Here is a 15,193-nt window from a genome sequence, read left to right as displayed (position 1 = left end):
CATCGAAACATGGTGCAGGCAGGTGCCTGTTCCTGCTCTTTTGTAAACCAGAGCATCAATGCCGTAAAGTTTTACTACCAGCGGGTGCTGGGGCGGCATGAGGTGCGCCTAAACAACGTAGAGCGGCCAGAGAAGCCTGAGCGGCTGCCGCTGGTGCTCAGCAAGCAGGAGGTAGCCCGGATACTGGCAGCCACAGACAACCTGAAGCACCGCTGCATGCTGCAGTTGTTGTATGCCGGTGGGCTGCGAATAGGAGAAGTGATAAACCTGAGTATTACGGACGTGCAGTCTGCGAGAAACATGTTGCTGATACGCGGGGGCAAAGGCAAAAAGGATCGCACCACGCTGCTCTCACAACGGCTGCTGGAAAATCTGAGAGCCTATTATAAAGAATACAAGCCAAAGCAGTGGCTTTTTGAAGGGCAATATGGCGGGCAGTACACGTCAGACAGCCTGCGGAGTGTCTTTCATGCCTGTAAAGAAAAAGCAGGGGTAAAGACAAAAGCCACGCCGCACACGCTCAGGCATTCATTTGCCACGCATTTGCTGGAGCAGGGCACCGATTTGCGCTACATTCAGTCGCTGCTGGGGCACAGAAGCAGCAAGACCACGGAAATCTATACCCATGTAACCACTTATGCCCTGGATAAAATTGTAAGTCCGCTTGATAATCTGTAGAAATGAAGTATATTAGCTATATGAAATACTGTAAAGCTGCCGTGTCCCTTCATCCCGGCGCTAAAAGTGACAGTAAAACAGGTATAAATAACACCATACATAGTGCAGATAGTAGGAATAAACTCCTGCTAGCTAATAGTTGGCATTAATTTAAACAATGAAAGAAACCCGAGTTACATATCTAGATTGGGAACTCTTTTCTGACAAAGAATTGACAGAGCAGACTTATCTGGAAGTGGAACAATCAGGCGCTGAAAGCTGCGGTTGTGCGTACTGCAGAAACTTTATTGAGCAACGAGAAGCTGTCTTCCCCGATGAAATAAAAGATTTGTTAGGCAAACTCGGAGTTGACTACAAGAAAGAAGTTGACATTAGCGAATTCGCCAAACTTGAAAGCGGACTCCATTATTACAACGGTTGGTTTCATTTCAAAGGCGACTTCAAAGGAGTGGATTGCTCTATAGCGTTACCAAATGGTGGGTATACAACTGATTTAAGAAAAATCACGGACAAATTTTATATTGGTTTTTGTCATGGTGACGCATTGACACCATTCAAAGACAAAGAAGGGCTTGTTCAAATTGAGTTTGATTGCTATCTGCCGTGGGTTCTTGCAAATGAACCAGAATAAAAAAACTAATGCCAACACTGTATAAACGGCAGCATCGGCCGACGGCCTTCACCGTCGTTTATACTAATCCGTTGTATGGGATTGAAAGTATGAAAGAAATATTGAAACAGCTTTTCAAAGCCTTAGCTATTTTAGCCTTTGTAGTTCTTGCAATAGCTATAATATTCTTTCTCTTTGCAATAAGCCAATTGGCAGATGCTTGGCAATAAGAAATGCTAAGCAAAGCAGGTATAGGGAAAGCTAAGAACATATAAACTAATGGGTAGGAAATCGTTCGGAGTTCTATTTCTATTGTTAGCATTCTTTCTCATCGCTGGAATGATAGCAGGTTCTCATGGACATTACCGATTGAATCCATATAAGCTTGAAGACTGGTTTTTTTGTTTAATCATTGCATTTTTGACTTATACAGGAATAGTATTGCTGTTCAAGAAAAGAGTGAAGAAGAACTAAGAAAACAACTCCATACAACAAAGCACATGAGCAAAGCTTCGGCTACGCCTCGCTCACCTCATGTACGAGACCGTTAGCGGTAATATAGAACTATGAAAAACTTAGTCTTTATTTTTTTGACATTTTTGCTTTTTACTGGTTGTAAATCCAATGAAACGGAAAAGGTTGTAATAACTGATGGTGTTTATATTACCGACTTTCCTATGCATGGTTTAGAAAATTTAAAACACTATTTAAAATTCAATAATGACAGTACAGTATTTTCGTTAAGCTCGCCATTTGGATTGGACTCAGCCCGAAAAGTATTAATGTCCACCTCTAGAAATGTCGGAAGAGGAACATTCACTTTAGTAGATGATAGTCTAAAATTTCAAACAAGAACTCAATCTGGTGTAGTTTTATATAAAGGAATAATTAAACATAATGAAAAACTTATCTTAAATATTAAAAGCTTAATAAACGGCCATGAATTCCATAAAAAGGAATTCATTTTTCAGGCATACTAAAAGAAATACAACCGCTAACAACACCTAAACGTCAGCCCACGGCCGACGGCCTAGGCCGTCGTTTAGCCCAGTACGTTGGCGGTAACTTTAACTATAAAGAAAATGAAGCTCCTCACATTCTTGCTAATAATTTTACTATGCTTCTCTTCGTGTAGCAGTAAAACAGGAAAACAAGAAATTGGCGGTGTGGAATACTCTTTTACTCCTGTAGATAGTTCTGAAAACTTTCTAATTGAAACTAATACCTTCTCTGGTGTGGTGTTCAGCGAGCATGAGTCGCCAAATCAAGATGTGTTTACATTCAGCATGCTTTTAAGACCTAAGGAACAGGACAAGGTTATACCCTTCACACCTTCGCTTGAAGATGTTGTTATGGCCGAGAGAATCCTGAAAAGATGTGCGGAAGTCGATGAGATAGGTGCTGACAGTTTAGCTATCGGAGAAGTCAATGATTTATCCACTTATAGAAGACAATACTTTGGGGGGATAAACGAAAAGGGGCAGAAGCTGATTTGGATTAACTGCTTTTCAAAAGAGAGTGGGTTTGACCACTCTGACTGGAAAACCGAAATAATACAAGTCATGGATGGTGGAAAAGATTTCTTTAATGTTGTCACCAACATAAGTACAGAAGAGTGTTATAGGTTCTTTAGAAACTCAATTGGTGGGTGAGAAGAATAGCTTCCGCCAACAAAGTTCAGCCTTTAAACTCGGCTTCGCCTCGTCCATCGGCTGCACGAGTTACGTTGACAGTAAATTGAATTGATGAACAAAAGTCTGATTTATCTTTCCATGTGGTTGACGCTGATGTCCTGTGCCACCAGCCTTAAAGTAGTGGAAGAGCCTACTGATGAGACTGTGTTGGTAAGTAATCAGCGGTACAGGGGAGTAATCTTTAAGGAGAAGGCAGACTGCTTCTTATGTAGATTCGGAGAGAACAGGTTTACTCCTTCTATTGAAGATATACTTGCAGCAGAAGAGATACTAAGGTTAAACATAAAAGAAGAAAACAAACCCTTAGTCAATCAAGGTGAAGATTGCCCCATTATTCATAGAAACCTTGATAACTATAGACGCCAGTATTTTGGCTTCATTAACGAAGCTGGGGAGCGAGTTATTTATATTAACCTAAGCTGGGATAAGTATACAATCTTTGACAGATTGAAAGGATATGAGAAGCAGGACGATGTTAGCTGGAAACATCAAAGGGAGATGGTACTGGATGGCTGTAGCAATCATTGGGAAATTAAAGTCAATCTAACCGCTAAAGAACTCTTTGACCTGCACATAAATGGCTCAGCATAAGAAAATCTTCTGTCAACAAGGTGCAGCTTTAACCCTTGCTACGCTGCGGGCTTCTGCTGCACAAGTACGTTACATGCAATTTTAAGTATGAAAAAACTCCCAATCCTTCTAATAATTCTCAGCTCATGTATGGCGAAAGAGAGCATCAGAATGGAGACAATGGACTTCGGACCTTTCTCCATTGACTTGCCAGCTGAATGGAGAGTTCATGAAGTGCAAGGGATTGACTCTTACGTCAGGGAAATAATCACAGGGGATGGAGATACCATCTACTTCGACTATGGCTATTACTCAAACTCATTAGAAGAAGAGAGCGTGAGAATGTATCCAACCAGTATGATTCCGTGGTTCCTGGAAAGAGAAATCGACACCACGGGGATGGTGTTTCTTGACAAAGAGACAATAACAGAGTCAGAAAGAGAAAAGTATAGAAAGCAAATAGCAGTTCACGATACTATTGATGGATTTACGGCTAAAATTGTAGAACCAAAAGTCGCTGGTAATGGATTGACAGGAGTTTACTTCGATAGCTTAGGTGAAGGCAGCTTAGGAAAAATCATGTTGCAGATTTCAGGCATTGACTTAACGCCTATCAACAACCACTTATTCCTTAAGTCAATTAAAACCATTAGAATTAAGAAGGAATAACAGCATGTAACAAGGTTCAGCCTTAACCCTTGCTATGCTTCGGGCTTCGGCTGCACGAGCACGTTGGCAGTCAAAAGTAATGTATAGACCCTACGAAGAAATATTTAAAAGAAAGCCTGACTTCAGGGTTACATATACCATCTTTTCACAAGAAGAAGGCGGAAGATATAATCTCCCAAACCAGGGAATAAGGTGGGACTTCTGGTATGAACATCCAGAACATTCAAAAGGAATGCTTTTCATGATTTACCCAGAGTTCGAAGATTCAAATGGAAATATTATTACTGATCCTACTTTGACAGTATCTAGGTATGGAACGGCAAGGATGTGGATTCTAGCAGATGAAAAGATTGAATATCACAGGAACAAAATAAAATTCGGTACTCACGGGTTTTTCATGGAAGGCAATAAAAAGGTTGGAGAGTGTGAAGTAATAGAATTGATAAACCTGAAGTAGAATTTCGTCTGCCAACAAGGTTTATACCCTATGCTTCGGCTGATAGCCTCGCACAGGGTATACATGAGCACGTTAGCACGCATAGAAATTTATAAATGAAGAAGAGTTTTTTACTGGTGCCACTCATTGTTTTATGCATGGGGTGCGCTAATGACCCAATTGAAGTTCAAACTAATGGAAACCACTCTGATAGAGTAGTTGAGTCAGAAAGCTTAGATGATGACATCTCAAAAGCTCAAAGTGATGAGCAGAAAGACGTGCTCGTAGAATTCAAGTTGTTAAAACAACAGGTTGCAAATGGCGACTATAGCCAAATTGATGATTTCATTAGTCAAATACAATCCTATGAAGCCAAGCAACCGAGTCAAATGACGGCAGAAGAGAAATTAAGTTTTCCTCAGCTTACAAAAGATGATTTGATTGATTTCCTAAAGTCTGTCGATATTGATTCGTTAAAGCATAACGGCAGCTTTGACAAGAGATATTCTTTTCACTCAGCCCCAAGTGAGTATGAGCCAGATAGCGAAGAATGCCCTGATATGCTTCAGCTTTCTATAGATAGAGAAAATGAAGGTTTTAGTCTTTTGCAAAACAACAGCTTCTTAGTTGATGAAACCATTGGCTGTGCAGAGTCATCAACTGTTTATTGCTTTACAGCTGAGAATGGGAAGCTATTGCTTAAGAAAGTAGATTATGCAGGATAAAACTAAGTGTGCTAACCCAGCACAGGCTTTAGTCTCGGCTACGCCTCACCCATAGCCTGTCCAAGACCGTTGGCAGGTATCACAATTATGAAAAACAGCAGCATGATTAAGAAAGTACATCTCGGCTTATTAATGTTCTTGCTTCTGAATCTGTTGCTTTCAGTTGTGCTTGACTTGGGGTTTGATAACAGATTAATGTTCCTTGTTAGAGTGCTTATATATGCATCGGGTGTATTATTGTTCTTCCTTACCATCAAAAACAGAACTGCCATAACTCACTACTCGTCTTTGTATATACTTTCACCAATTATTGTGTTCTTCTCATGGTTAGCTGACGGAATCTTAGGTGCTTTATTAGGCTCTATGTTCTTTGCTTTCTTGGCTCCACCTGATACTATTGTGCAGAATGATAAATACCAAATCCGAAGTCAGTACACAGGATTTTTGGGTGGTTGTTGCTCGTACAGCCTCTATGAAACCCAACTTCCCTTGTTTGAAAAGAAGATAGGCGAGTTTAGGGCAGAGCGCACATCAAACGAAATAGCGGATTTAAGAATTTTCGGTGCTCAAGCAGTCGTGTACTATAAAGAAGAACCAACTGACTCAACCTTGATTCAAATAAAATAAAAAATGACCTCAGCCAACAAGACCTATAGTGCATGAACGCACCATAGCCAAACCGCTGTGCTGCATTTAAAAATGAAAACCAAAGAACTAAAATTAAAGTTTGACCAAAGCTTAAAACCGCTCGGTTATAAGAAAAAAGGAAATAAATGGTCAGCGGTTACTAAAGACTTAACGAAAATTATTGAACTGCAGAAATCCAGCTACTCAAACTTATATTATGTCAACTATGGAGTAAACCTAAATGGGTTAGACTATAAGGAAATTCTTCTCCATGTTTTTGGAAGGCACAGCAATACTCTTAATCTTGAAATAACAGATGATGAAACTTTGAACAGATTGGTGAACGAAACAATTGTTCAAATTATCAATAAATTAGCTCCTTTAAATACAGTTGAAGATGTAATAAGTTACACGAAGACTTTACCAACATTAAATATTTTACCATTGAGAGTAAAAGAATTTCTGAATCTGAAATAAAAACGCACCACAACAACACCTAAACGCCAGCCTTCGGCCGACGGCCTCGCCCGTCGTTTAGCCCAGCACGTTATATGCAATTCAAATTAATAGTAATAAAATGTCAACTTTAAGTAGCCACTGATGAGTAATAAACTTTTTAAAATCATCGGATACATTATGCTAGGTTTGTTATTGATTGCAATACCGATGATGATATTTATTCAAATATGGATGAAAGAGAGCAATCCTTATAAAGCTGCCACAGAATACATAGAAACAAGCAAAGAAATTGAAAAATATGTTGGTAAAGTAAACGGGTATGGATGGGTAGTTAGTGGACAATCAGAAGAAATGCAATATGAAGGGAATGCTTTTTATAACATTAGTGTAAAAGGCGAAAAAGAAAATGTAGACATAAATATTAGGCTTGAAAAAGATTCGCTAGGATGGAAAGTTCTGAATTATAATCTATATTAAAAACTACATATAACAAGGTACAGACATCATTCTCGGCTATGCCTCGTTCACAGCCTGTACTAAACGTTTGTAGCAATTTCTAATTATAAGATATCAAGTGAAGTTGAAAGTAAATTTCATAATCATTTTTGTAGCTTTTATCATCAATTCATGTGGAAACAGAAACTACATTGAATTGAATGATGATGTTGCTACTATTGAACATGCAATTTTCAGTGTCGATAGCATCTATAGTAAGTTTGAGGATTCCGTTAGCCTTGTTTTTGTCATGGACAACCAGCTTTACATCAACCGGACGAACTATGATAACTTTGATTCACTCACTCAAGAAAAGGTGCCAGAGCTGGACCATTTAGACGGTTCAGATTGGCAACTTCTAAAGGATAACCTGGCTCTACTGCAAAGAAACAATATAAATGGTTTTTCCAGCACCAGATATGGATTTACAAGATTCATCTATAAAGATGAACCAGGGGAAGCATACATGAACAGGTACATTGCCTTGGATAGCGGAAATCTATCATTGGACCATACAGGGTATAAGCTTCTCGACAGGAAATCAAACCTGGTGCTGTTTTCTGGCAGGTAAAGTAAAATGAAGAATAAAAGCTACTAACACTGCACATAATTCAAGCTTCGGCTACGCCTTGCTCGTCTTATGTCCTATCCGTTAAAGGATATTTAAATAAAGGGTATTTAGAAAAAACCATTGAAGTTACCATCACGGTAACTTCTTTCTTTATATTTGAGTTATGAAACAATGAGGTGAGAGTAATTGCAAAACGGACACTACGGGATTTTTGGGAAAATCATGCTGACAGTGAACAGCAGTTAAAAGCCTGGTATAATGAAGCAGAGCAGGCCAATTGGAAGTCCCCAAACGAAATAAAGAAAGAATACCCTTCAGCGAGCATTCCGGAGGATAGTAGGATGGTCTTCAACATCACAGGGAACAGATACAGGTTAATCATCAGAATCAACTACAAGTATGGGATAGTTTGGATTCGGTTCATCGGTACACACTCCGAATATGATAAGGTTGACGCAACTAAAATTTAAAAGCAATGAATATTAGGCTGATAAAAACAGAGGAAGATTACCAATTAGCCCTTCAAAGGCTGGAAGATATATTTGACGCAGAGCCAGACACGCCGGAAGGAGATGAGCTGGAGGTGCTTGCTTTTTTGATTGACTCTTTTGAGAAGGAGCACTTCCCGATTGACGCACCTGACCCGATTGATGCGGTGAAGTTCAGGATGGAGCAATTGGGCATAAAGCAGAAAGACTTAGCCGAAGTTCTGGGTTTCAAGAGCAGGGTAAGTGAGGTACTCAATAGAAAAAGGAAACTCACCTTAGAAATGATACGGAACCTTCATAAGAGGCTGAATATTCCGACAAATGTACTTATTCAGGAATATTGAAAGAAAATCACCCGCTAACACTGTATATCCTAAACCCTTGCTACGCGGCAGGCTCTGTATGCGCGAGCACGTTGGCCATAATATGAGAAAATAACAGCAACAAAAATGGCAGGTAGTAAGACAGAGCTTGATATAAATATAGAGGGATTAATACTGATGATCATTTTCACAGTTGGCTGGACAATTTCATCAGAAATTTTTTTTGATCATTCCGATCATAATCTCTCAGCGTATTTTTTTGGAGCTGTAATCATCTTTTTAATTTATAAATGTGTAAAATTAAAAATTGAGAAAAACTACGTTTCTGTTCCTCCCCTTGAAAATGGAAATAAAAAGGGCCAATGGTATGCTGCAGTAATAAGCCTGGAGGTAATTGCCATTTTTGCTATTCTAATTATACTTATAAATGCCGGTAACGAACACTTAATAATTTATAGCATCGCGCTGATAGTCGGACTTCATTTCCTCCCAATGGCAAAAATATTCAATAGGAAATTTGATCACTATATTAGTTTTTGGACTACTGCTATTTCAGGAATTGGCCTATTATTAATTCTTTTCGAGCAATTCGACTACAAAATTGTAAATGCGTTTGTTTGTGTAGGATGTGCAATTTCAACAACAACATATGGTTTTAAAATGATCAAGGATAGCAATCTTATAATAGAAAAAAACAAAAAATAGATAAAAAGACTGCCACTAACACGAGGCTATAAGATACGACTGGTTTATAGCTGACGGATACTTTTCTTCTATTCACTATCTTCATTTAGGGCGGACAGTGAAGTGGTTCTAAAACAGCCACAGGTTATAGCAAAACCGTTAACAGCAATACACTTGTGTTGAAAGAAAAGCCAGACCATTAAATAAAAAGGTCTCAAAGAACTTATTCTCCGAGACCTTTTTTATTTGTCGCAACCTGACGATTGCTCCAGAAAACAAACTCTACAACAGGAAAAGTAAAGTGTCAGAAAGAAAGTGTTTTACTTTCTTCAATAGCTTTTAAACGCTTTATTCCATCAGGAAAGGACCTGTTTTGTTTCTGGTAGGGTATACCAGATAGCTGTCGGATTATTGTTTCTTCGTCTTTTTCAATCCCACTTCGTTGTCGTCCAGATCCTGACCAAAATCAGGCATGCCATCCTTGGTCCATCTCAGAACCCGGGCACGGGTATGGCGGTTTGGGTCGTATAGCGGTTCACCCTCAATCTCTTTGTAATCACGGGCGTGATAAATCATTACATCAGTCTTGCCATCTTCCGCCACTGTAAAGCTGTTGTGCCCGGGGCCGAAACGTTTAAGTGCTTCGTTGGTGTAGAAAACCGGTTCTGGTAATTTGTGCCAGGAGGCAGGATCGAGAAGGTCGGCATTCTCATCAGCCCAGAGCAACCCGATGGCATAGTTGGCATCTGTGGCACTGGCCGAGAAAGTCACAAACACTTTTCCGTTGCGGATAAGTACTGCCGGGGCCTCGTTCACGTTATGACCTTGCCTTTCCCACGCATATTCAGGGCGTGAAATTACCACCTGTTTGTCAGCGAGGGTGGTCGGGCTGGTCATTTCTGCGATATATAGGCCTGTGTTCACCTCCTTGTCAGATGCCCTGTCTACCCATATCATATAGCGCTGGCCTTTATGTTCAAAGGTCGTGGCATCGAGGGTGAACTCATTTCGTTTGCTCACAATCTCACCCTCCTCCGTCCATTCACCTTTTGTCGGATCTTCCGACGGGTTTGACAAGGCATACTTGCGTATTGCCCATTTGTCCTCGGCAGCGCCAGCTGCAAAATAGATGTACCATTTTCCATCGATCCGGTGCAGCTCGGGAGCCCAGATGTGGTTGCCCATCGGACCTGTATCGTGCTTGCGCCATACTACTACCGGTTGCGCCTCTTTTATGCCGTTAATAGTTTTTGACTTGCGTATCTCAATGCGGTCGTACTCAGGCACGGTGGCAACAAAGTAGTAAGTGCCATCAGCCGCTTTCCACACATGCGGATCTGCCCTTTGCAAAGCCAGGGGATTGTTGAACTGGTTTTTTCCGGTTTTTTGTATATTACCTGCACATCCGCTGAAAAGGAGCATCACTGCAAGTATAAATTTAAGGTGTCTGATGGCGTTCATAGTATCTAAACAGAATGGCCTGGTTGATCTGATTTGTCTAATAATAAACGTAATTTTTACGTTTATTATTAGACAAAGATAACAATTTGGACTTCTATACGCTCCCTTTTCAAAAGTAATGTTAACAAATAGCCTCCATACGACGCCCTTCTGACAGCATTTTAGTAGAAATTAAACAGCTCTGGCTTTGGGAGCAGGTAGTAATACGCATAGGCAAAGCTTCTGTACTTCCTCTTAAAAATAACTCCCTAATGTTTGCCAACTCTATTTCTCTGCGTATATTTGCACTCCCATTCACGGTAACGTGGCCGAGTGGCTAGGCTCAGCTCTGCAAAAGCTGCTACAGCGGTTCGAATCCGCTCGTTACCTCCAGGCCGCAGCAAGTATACTTGTTGCGGCCTTTTTGTTGCGGCCTTCCGCCACGCGCAAAGCAAATTGCCCGAAGTACCTTTCACCACCCATTAAGCTGCTCTACACAGCTAAACGCGCTTGTAGAGGGCAAGTATAGCCCATAATTTAGGGGAACTGGCGCTGACAAGAGCCGTTATCCCGAAGAGCGTGAACAAGGAGGACTATGCCATGCTGCAGCTGCCGATGACCTGGTTTACGCCAAAGCGAAGGCCTGACCTGGGAAATCGCCTTCTTCAGCATGAGCGAAAACAATCCCGGTATCCTCAAATATATTGCTGAAGGCGGTCCGGCCGTTTACATATCCTGCTTCGATGTTGCAGATAGCAAAGCCGCACTTTATCCCTTCACCAAGCAAAACGCCGGGGCCGTATGAACCTGTTTAAGTTTCCTGATTTTGAAGTGCTGGCAGCTTATGCTCCTAATGCGGGTGGCAGGCGTAGGGGTATAGAAAAATCCCCTGCCGGCAAGCAGGGGATTTTACAAGTATAAACCGGATTTTATTATTTCAGCGTAAAGGTGGTTTTGCCAATTAAAAAACCATCGGTGTACAGTTCTATGGTATGCTCCCCTTTTTTGTAAGCGGCATCCTTGTCATACACGAAGCTTAGCTGCTGCTGTGTGTTGTCGAAAACAAAATCGCGTTTGGCAGTATAGTACATGTTCTCGCCGTCTATCTCGAAACTGCCGGAACCCGTAGACAGGTTGTACAGCGCAGCACCATCGGGTTCTATCAGGCGCATGTATACTGTTTTAGGCTCTTGTGTTGCTACATCATTCTTCGCTAAGTTAAATACCACCCGGATTTTATCAACGCGCTTTGCCCGGAACTCATTGTCGTTGTCGTCTTTGGCCTTGCCCCGGCTGTTGATAATGTTTACGCTCAGGTTCTGCGCCTCCAGCCTCGATGCGACTTTCACTTTATCAGACAGCACCTTGTTCGTGCTTTTAACGGTGCTCAGGCTATCCGAAAGTGAGGTTTGCGTTGTCTTTAAAGTGGTGTTCTCGGACGTAAGCGCCTCGTTGTCCTGCTTCAGTGCTGCAATCTGCTCATCTTTTTCTTTTAGCTGTGCTTCAAAGGCTTTGGCTCTGTCACGGAAACGGCGCTGGTCTGCCAGGCTGTAGCTTTTGTTCCGGAAGCCGCGCAGTTCGTCCAGGTCAGCAGAGATGGCCGCAATCTTGGTTTCCAGCGAATCGTTTTCTAGTCCCATGGCTTGCAGTTCCTGGCTTTGGCGCTCAAAATCAGCTTTCAGGGCTTCGTATACGTTAATCTGGTTCTCCAGCTCGCTGTTTTTTACACGGATAACCTCGGCTTGCTCCTCGGTTTTCTCCTTCTTCTGGTAATTCATGTAAAACAGGATACCGTTGATGCTGAGAAGTACCAATATCAGGCCTCCGATTAAAATTTTGCGGTTACTTCGGTTTTCAGGAGAGTTTGCTGGCATAAGGTTAAGGGTTAATGGTTTCTTGCTGCCGTAAATAAAGGCATTTTAATAATAAGTCGTTTAATGAGCGGATGCGTACGAATCAAATATAAGACTTTTGATTTATAATTGCAGAAGTATGAACCAAGATTTAGATGCAAATTACTGGCAGCAGCGGTATCAGGAAAATAAAACCGGCTGGGATGCCGGTGCTATAACGCCTCCCCTGAAGAATTATTTTGACCAGCTGCCTGATAAATCGCTCCGTATACTTATTCCGGGCTGCGGCAACGCCTACGAGGCGGAGTATCTTTATGCCTTAGGATTCAGCCAGGTGTACGTGGCCGACGTGGCACGCGCGCCGCTGCAGCATTTTGCGGCGCGTGTGCCTGCTTTCCCGAAAGAACATTTGCTGCACCAGGATTTTTTCAGCCTGACGGGCACGTATGATTTGATAGTGGAGCAAACTTTTTTCTGCGCCCTGCCGCCGCAGTTGCGTGCTGCTTATGCTGCCAAGTGTGCTGAACTGCTGGCGCCGGGCGGCAAGCTGATGGGTTTGTTGTTTGATACCTCTTTCGGACAGGAGGGGCCTCCGTTTGGCGGTACCCGTGCCGAATACCGGGATTACTTTGCGCCATACTTCGATTTCCTGCATTTCGAAACGGCATACAACTCCATTAAACCGCGGCAGGGGAAAGAGCTGTTTATACTTCTGGAAGCGCGAAGTTAAGCCAAGACCTTGCAGCGTGCGCAGTTCCTGCGAGTGTCTGAAGCAGGATGTCCGGGATTTCAGTATGAGCAGGTATAAGCTATTTCTAATTTCAGAAGTACAATATACCGCTTACTGCTGGTGCGAGCTTGCAGCTCGTATCTTTTTCCTGAAGATATAGAAGAACGAGCTGCAAGCTCGCACCAGCCGATAAAAGCAACTATGGCAAGTGCGTTTAAGATTCATACTCTCTGGTAATCATTTGATCTGAAAATAGTGTTTCAGACACTCGCAGGAGTTGCGTGCGCTGCGAGGTCTTTTGATATTCTATGTACTTCTTCAACAATTCATAATTCGTAACTCCTAATTCGGAATTCGTAATTCATCCTGCCTATCTTTACAGCGCCGCAAGGCATCCACCTAAGTATAAAATGATATGTTTGAGATACCGAAACTGAAGTATACCGATTCGGGTAACTTTTTTCTGATGGCCGGACCCTGCGCCATCGAAGGCGAAGAAATGGCCATGCAGATTGCCGAACGTCTGAAAACCATTACCGACAAACTGCAGATTCCGTGGATTTTTAAAGGCTCTTACCGCAAAGCCAACCGCTCGCGCCTGGATTCGTTTACCGGCATCGGCGATGAAAAAGCGCTGCGCATCCTGCAAAAGGTAAGCCAGACGTTTGATGTGCCCACGGTAACCGATATACACGAAACAACCGAAGCGGCCATGGCTGCCGAATACGTGGATGTGCTGCAGATTCCGGCATTCCTGTGCCGCCAGACAGATCTGCTGGTGGCTGCTGCCGAAACAGGCAAGGTCATCAACATCAAGAAAGGACAGTTTTTGTCGGGGCAGGCCATGCGCTTTGCCGTGGAAAAGGTGCGCGAATCCGGCAACGAGAAAGTTATACTTACCGACCGCGGTAACAGCTTCGGCTACTCTGATATGGTGGTGGATTTCCGTAACCTACCCGAGATGCAGTCGAACAAAGTGCCGGTGGTCATGGACGTAACGCATTCGCTGCAGCAGCCCAATCAAAGCTCCGGCATAACGGGTGGCAAACCGGCGCTCATCGAAACTATTGCCAAAGCTGCCATTGCTGTTGGGGCCGATGGCCTGTTTATCGAAACGCATCCGCAGCCCGGCTTTGCCAAGTCAGACGGAGCCAACATGCTGCCGCTTGATCAACTGGAAAGCCTCCTGCAAAAGCTGGTGCGCATTCGCCAGGCCATCAGCTAAAGTATAAAATGTATAAAATGACATCCGGTATTGTCTGATATTCCGGCTGCTGTACACTTTTTAATCAGGTGCGTAAGTATAAATATGAACGATGATTACAGCCCGGCCTGGGAAGTATACTTTTGCCATATCGAGGATCAGCCCGCCTTTGTAAGCGTGGATCTGACCCTGGCAGAAATTGCGCCTGTAGCTGCAAAACCAAACCTGATTGAGGTAGCCGCGGCTCTGCGCACCACCGATGAGACTGGTTTTCCGGAGGCAGAGGAATGGGAAATGCTGGAGAAGATTGAAGACGCGGTGGTGCAGTTGCTTGAGGAAAAACTGGGAGCTCTTTTTGTGGGCAAGACCCTGCACAGCGGCAAGCGGGGCCTGTACTTTTACAGTGAACAGGTGTTGCAGCTTGAGGGCTGTGTGGAGGCCGTGAAACAGAAATTTCCGCAGTACCTGCTCGTGTCGCAGGCCACGGAAGACAAAGACTGGGAAATATACTTTGAGTTGCTCTACCCGGACGACGAAAGTATGCAGCGCATTCAGAACACCCGCCTGATGCAACAACTGGAAGAGCAGGGCGATCAGGCCTATGTGCCGCGCAAAATCACGCACTGGCTATACTTTAAAACAGCCACCGACAGGGCGGCTGTGCTGCAGGCGCTCACAGCGCAGAATTATACGCTTGAGCTGGCAGAAGAAGAGCCCAAGGAAGAAGTTTACCCGCAAAAGCTGGTGATCTCAAGGCAGAATAAAGCTGACGACGAAACAATAAATGAAGTAACCATGGAGCTGTTCCGGCTGGCGCAGCAGCACAATGGGGAGTATGATGGCTGGGAAAGCCCCGTAATAGCAGAAAACGACTGATGATTTTCCGGCACGTATAGCCTGCGTCTGTATAATAGCTACGCTGTGTTGCGGCCTGGCA

The 15,193-nt window shown here is 42.9% G+C and carries 20 protein-coding genes and 1 tRNA gene; 19 read left to right on the top strand and 2 right to left on the bottom strand.

The features are described 5' to 3' along the window. From I2I11_RS13895 to I2I11_RS13825, 15 genes are all read left to right on the top strand, one after another. Positions 1-678, top strand: a 678-nt coding sequence (locus I2I11_RS13895; RefSeq protein ID WP_196268319.1) for a tyrosine-type recombinase/integrase, incomplete at its 5' end; no start/stop codon positions are given. A gap of 157 nt (positions 679-835) precedes the next feature. After that, positions 836-1,309, top strand: a complete 474-nt coding sequence (locus I2I11_RS13890; protein ID WP_196268318.1) for a hypothetical protein — start codon at positions 836-838, stop codon at positions 1,307-1,309. A 545-nt stretch (positions 1,310-1,854) separates the two neighbouring features. After that, positions 1,855-2,268 (top strand): hypothetical protein, encoded by a 414-nt coding sequence (locus tag I2I11_RS13885; RefSeq protein WP_196268317.1) that lies wholly within the window; start codon positions 1,855-1,857, stop codon positions 2,266-2,268. Positions 2,269-2,370: 102 nt separating this feature from the next. After that, positions 2,371-2,940, top strand: coding sequence for a hypothetical protein (locus I2I11_RS13880; protein WP_196268316.1), 570 nt, complete (start codon positions 2,371-2,373; stop codon positions 2,938-2,940). A gap of 93 nt (positions 2,941-3,033) precedes the next feature. Further along, positions 3,034-3,573, top strand: coding sequence for a hypothetical protein (locus tag I2I11_RS13875; protein ID WP_196268315.1), 540 nt, complete (start codon positions 3,034-3,036; stop codon positions 3,571-3,573). An 87-nt stretch (positions 3,574-3,660) separates the two neighbouring features. Further along, positions 3,661-4,221 (top strand): hypothetical protein, encoded by a 561-nt coding sequence (locus I2I11_RS13870; protein ID WP_196268314.1) that lies wholly within the window; start codon positions 3,661-3,663, stop codon positions 4,219-4,221. 79 nt (positions 4,222-4,300) lie between these two features. After that, the gene (locus tag I2I11_RS13865; protein ID WP_196268313.1) at positions 4,301-4,678 is read left to right on the top strand and encodes a hypothetical protein; all 378 of its coding nucleotides are present in this window, start codon (positions 4,301-4,303) and stop codon (positions 4,676-4,678) included. A 95-nt stretch (positions 4,679-4,773) separates the two neighbouring features. Further along, positions 4,774-5,382 carry a hypothetical protein gene (locus I2I11_RS13860; RefSeq protein WP_196268312.1) on the top strand — a complete coding sequence of 203 codons (609 nt, stop codon included), beginning with the start codon at positions 4,774-4,776 and terminating at the stop codon, positions 5,380-5,382. Between the two features lie 87 nt (positions 5,383-5,469). Beyond that, positions 5,470-6,009, top strand: a complete 540-nt coding sequence (locus tag I2I11_RS13855; RefSeq protein WP_196268311.1) for a hypothetical protein — start codon at positions 5,470-5,472, stop codon at positions 6,007-6,009. A 72-nt stretch (positions 6,010-6,081) separates the two neighbouring features. After that, positions 6,082-6,486, top strand: coding sequence for a DUF4304 domain-containing protein (locus I2I11_RS13850; RefSeq protein WP_196268310.1), 405 nt, complete (start codon positions 6,082-6,084; stop codon positions 6,484-6,486). Between the two features lie 123 nt (positions 6,487-6,609). Further along, the gene (locus I2I11_RS13845; protein WP_196268309.1) at positions 6,610-6,945 is read left to right on the top strand and encodes a cytochrome c oxidase assembly factor Coa1 family protein; all 336 of its coding nucleotides are present in this window, start codon (positions 6,610-6,612) and stop codon (positions 6,943-6,945) included. 97 nt (positions 6,946-7,042) lie between these two features. Continuing rightward, positions 7,043-7,534 (top strand): hypothetical protein, encoded by a 492-nt coding sequence (locus I2I11_RS13840; RefSeq protein WP_196268308.1) that lies wholly within the window; start codon positions 7,043-7,045, stop codon positions 7,532-7,534. 176 nt (positions 7,535-7,710) lie between these two features. Further along, entirely contained in the window at positions 7,711-8,004 is a 294-nt protein-coding gene (locus tag I2I11_RS13835; RefSeq protein ID WP_196268307.1) for a type II toxin-antitoxin system HigB family toxin, read from the top strand. A gap of 5 nt (positions 8,005-8,009) precedes the next feature. Further along, a complete protein-coding gene (locus I2I11_RS13830) occupies positions 8,010-8,366 on the top strand; it encodes a helix-turn-helix domain-containing protein (RefSeq protein WP_196268306.1) in 357 nt (118 codons plus the stop codon). Positions 8,367-8,471: 105 nt separating this feature from the next. Continuing rightward, positions 8,472-9,050 carry a hypothetical protein gene (locus I2I11_RS13825; protein ID WP_196268305.1) on the top strand — a complete coding sequence of 193 codons (579 nt, stop codon included), beginning with the start codon at positions 8,472-8,474 and terminating at the stop codon, positions 9,048-9,050. Positions 9,051-9,437: 387 nt separating this feature from the next. On the opposite strand, the gene I2I11_RS13820 is transcribed toward I2I11_RS13825, so the two are convergent. Next, positions 9,438-10,490 carry a glycoside hydrolase family 43 protein gene (locus I2I11_RS13820; RefSeq protein ID WP_230680278.1) on the bottom strand — a complete coding sequence of 351 codons (1,053 nt, stop codon included), beginning with the start codon at positions 10,488-10,490 and terminating at the stop codon, positions 9,438-9,440. Positions 10,491-10,788: 298 nt separating this feature from the next. On the opposite strand from I2I11_RS13820, the gene I2I11_RS13815 reads away from it, so the two are divergent. Further along, positions 10,789-10,862: transfer RNA gene (locus I2I11_RS13815), tRNA-Cys, on the top strand. A gap of 539 nt (positions 10,863-11,401) precedes the next feature. On the opposite strand, the gene I2I11_RS13810 is transcribed toward I2I11_RS13815, so the two are convergent. After that, complete coding sequence (locus tag I2I11_RS13810) at positions 11,402-12,343, bottom strand: hypothetical protein (RefSeq protein WP_196268304.1); 942 nt, start codon at positions 12,341-12,343, stop codon at positions 11,402-11,404. Between the two features lie 118 nt (positions 12,344-12,461). Between I2I11_RS13810 and I2I11_RS13805 the strand changes: the two genes are divergently transcribed. The 3 genes from I2I11_RS13805 (at position 12,462) to I2I11_RS13795 (ending at position 15,132) form a co-directional block, all read left to right on the top strand. Then, on the top strand, positions 12,462-13,052 hold the full coding sequence (locus tag I2I11_RS13805; RefSeq protein ID WP_196268303.1) for a methyltransferase domain-containing protein: 591 nt from the start codon (positions 12,462-12,464) through the stop codon (positions 13,050-13,052). A gap of 415 nt (positions 13,053-13,467) precedes the next feature. Beyond that, on the top strand, positions 13,468-14,277 hold the full coding sequence (gene kdsA, locus I2I11_RS13800; RefSeq protein WP_196268302.1) for a 3-deoxy-8-phosphooctulonate synthase: 810 nt from the start codon (positions 13,468-13,470) through the stop codon (positions 14,275-14,277). A gap of 84 nt (positions 14,278-14,361) precedes the next feature. Continuing rightward, on the top strand, positions 14,362-15,132 hold the full coding sequence (locus tag I2I11_RS13795) for a DUF695 domain-containing protein (protein WP_196268301.1): 771 nt from the start codon (positions 14,362-14,364) through the stop codon (positions 15,130-15,132). Positions 15,133-15,193: the final 61 nt, after the last annotated feature.

The sequence above is a fragment of the Pontibacter rufus genome (genome assembly GCF_015694705.1).
GTDB classification, from domain to species: Bacteria; Bacteroidota; Bacteroidia; order Cytophagales; family Hymenobacteraceae; genus Pontibacter; species Pontibacter rufus.
This window is presented reverse-complemented; position numbering and strand designations above follow the sequence as displayed.

Bases quoted from the DNA above. Each gene is read 5' to 3' on its own strand.
- I2I11_RS13875 (WP_196268315.1), top strand. From the start codon at position 3,034: ATGAACAAAAGTCTGATTTATCTTTCCATGTGGTTGACGCTGATGTCC.
- I2I11_RS13820 (WP_230680278.1), bottom strand. From the start codon at position 10,490: ATGAACGCCATCAGACACCTTAAATTTATACTTGCAGTGATGCTCCTT.
- I2I11_RS13885 (WP_196268317.1), top strand. From the start codon at position 1,855: ATGAAAAACTTAGTCTTTATTTTTTTGACATTTTTGCTTTTTACTGGT.
- I2I11_RS13805 (WP_196268303.1), top strand. From the start codon at position 12,462: ATGAACCAAGATTTAGATGCAAATTACTGGCAGCAGCGGTATCAGGAA.
- I2I11_RS13810 (WP_196268304.1), bottom strand. From the start codon at position 12,343: ATGCCAGCAAACTCTCCTGAAAACCGAAGTAACCGCAAAATTTTAATC.
- I2I11_RS13825 (WP_196268305.1), top strand. From the start codon at position 8,472: ATGGCAGGTAGTAAGACAGAGCTTGATATAAATATAGAGGGATTAATA.
- I2I11_RS13845 (WP_196268309.1), top strand. From the start codon at position 6,610: ATGAGTAATAAACTTTTTAAAATCATCGGATACATTATGCTAGGTTTG.
- I2I11_RS13890 (WP_196268318.1), top strand. From the start codon at position 836: ATGAAAGAAACCCGAGTTACATATCTAGATTGGGAACTCTTTTCTGAC.
- I2I11_RS13860 (WP_196268312.1), top strand. From the start codon at position 4,774: ATGAAGAAGAGTTTTTTACTGGTGCCACTCATTGTTTTATGCATGGGG.
- I2I11_RS13870 (WP_196268314.1), top strand. From the start codon at position 3,661: ATGAAAAAACTCCCAATCCTTCTAATAATTCTCAGCTCATGTATGGCG.
- I2I11_RS13850 (WP_196268310.1), top strand. From the start codon at position 6,082: ATGAAAACCAAAGAACTAAAATTAAAGTTTGACCAAAGCTTAAAACCG.
- I2I11_RS13880 (WP_196268316.1), top strand. From the start codon at position 2,371: ATGAAGCTCCTCACATTCTTGCTAATAATTTTACTATGCTTCTCTTCG.
- I2I11_RS13830 (WP_196268306.1), top strand. From the start codon at position 8,010: ATGAATATTAGGCTGATAAAAACAGAGGAAGATTACCAATTAGCCCTT.
- kdsA (WP_196268302.1), top strand. From the start codon at position 13,468: ATGTTTGAGATACCGAAACTGAAGTATACCGATTCGGGTAACTTTTTT.
- I2I11_RS13865 (WP_196268313.1), top strand. From the start codon at position 4,301: ATGTATAGACCCTACGAAGAAATATTTAAAAGAAAGCCTGACTTCAGG.
- I2I11_RS13855 (WP_196268311.1), top strand. From the start codon at position 5,470: ATGAAAAACAGCAGCATGATTAAGAAAGTACATCTCGGCTTATTAATG.
- I2I11_RS13795 (WP_196268301.1), top strand. From the start codon at position 14,362: ATGAACGATGATTACAGCCCGGCCTGGGAAGTATACTTTTGCCATATC.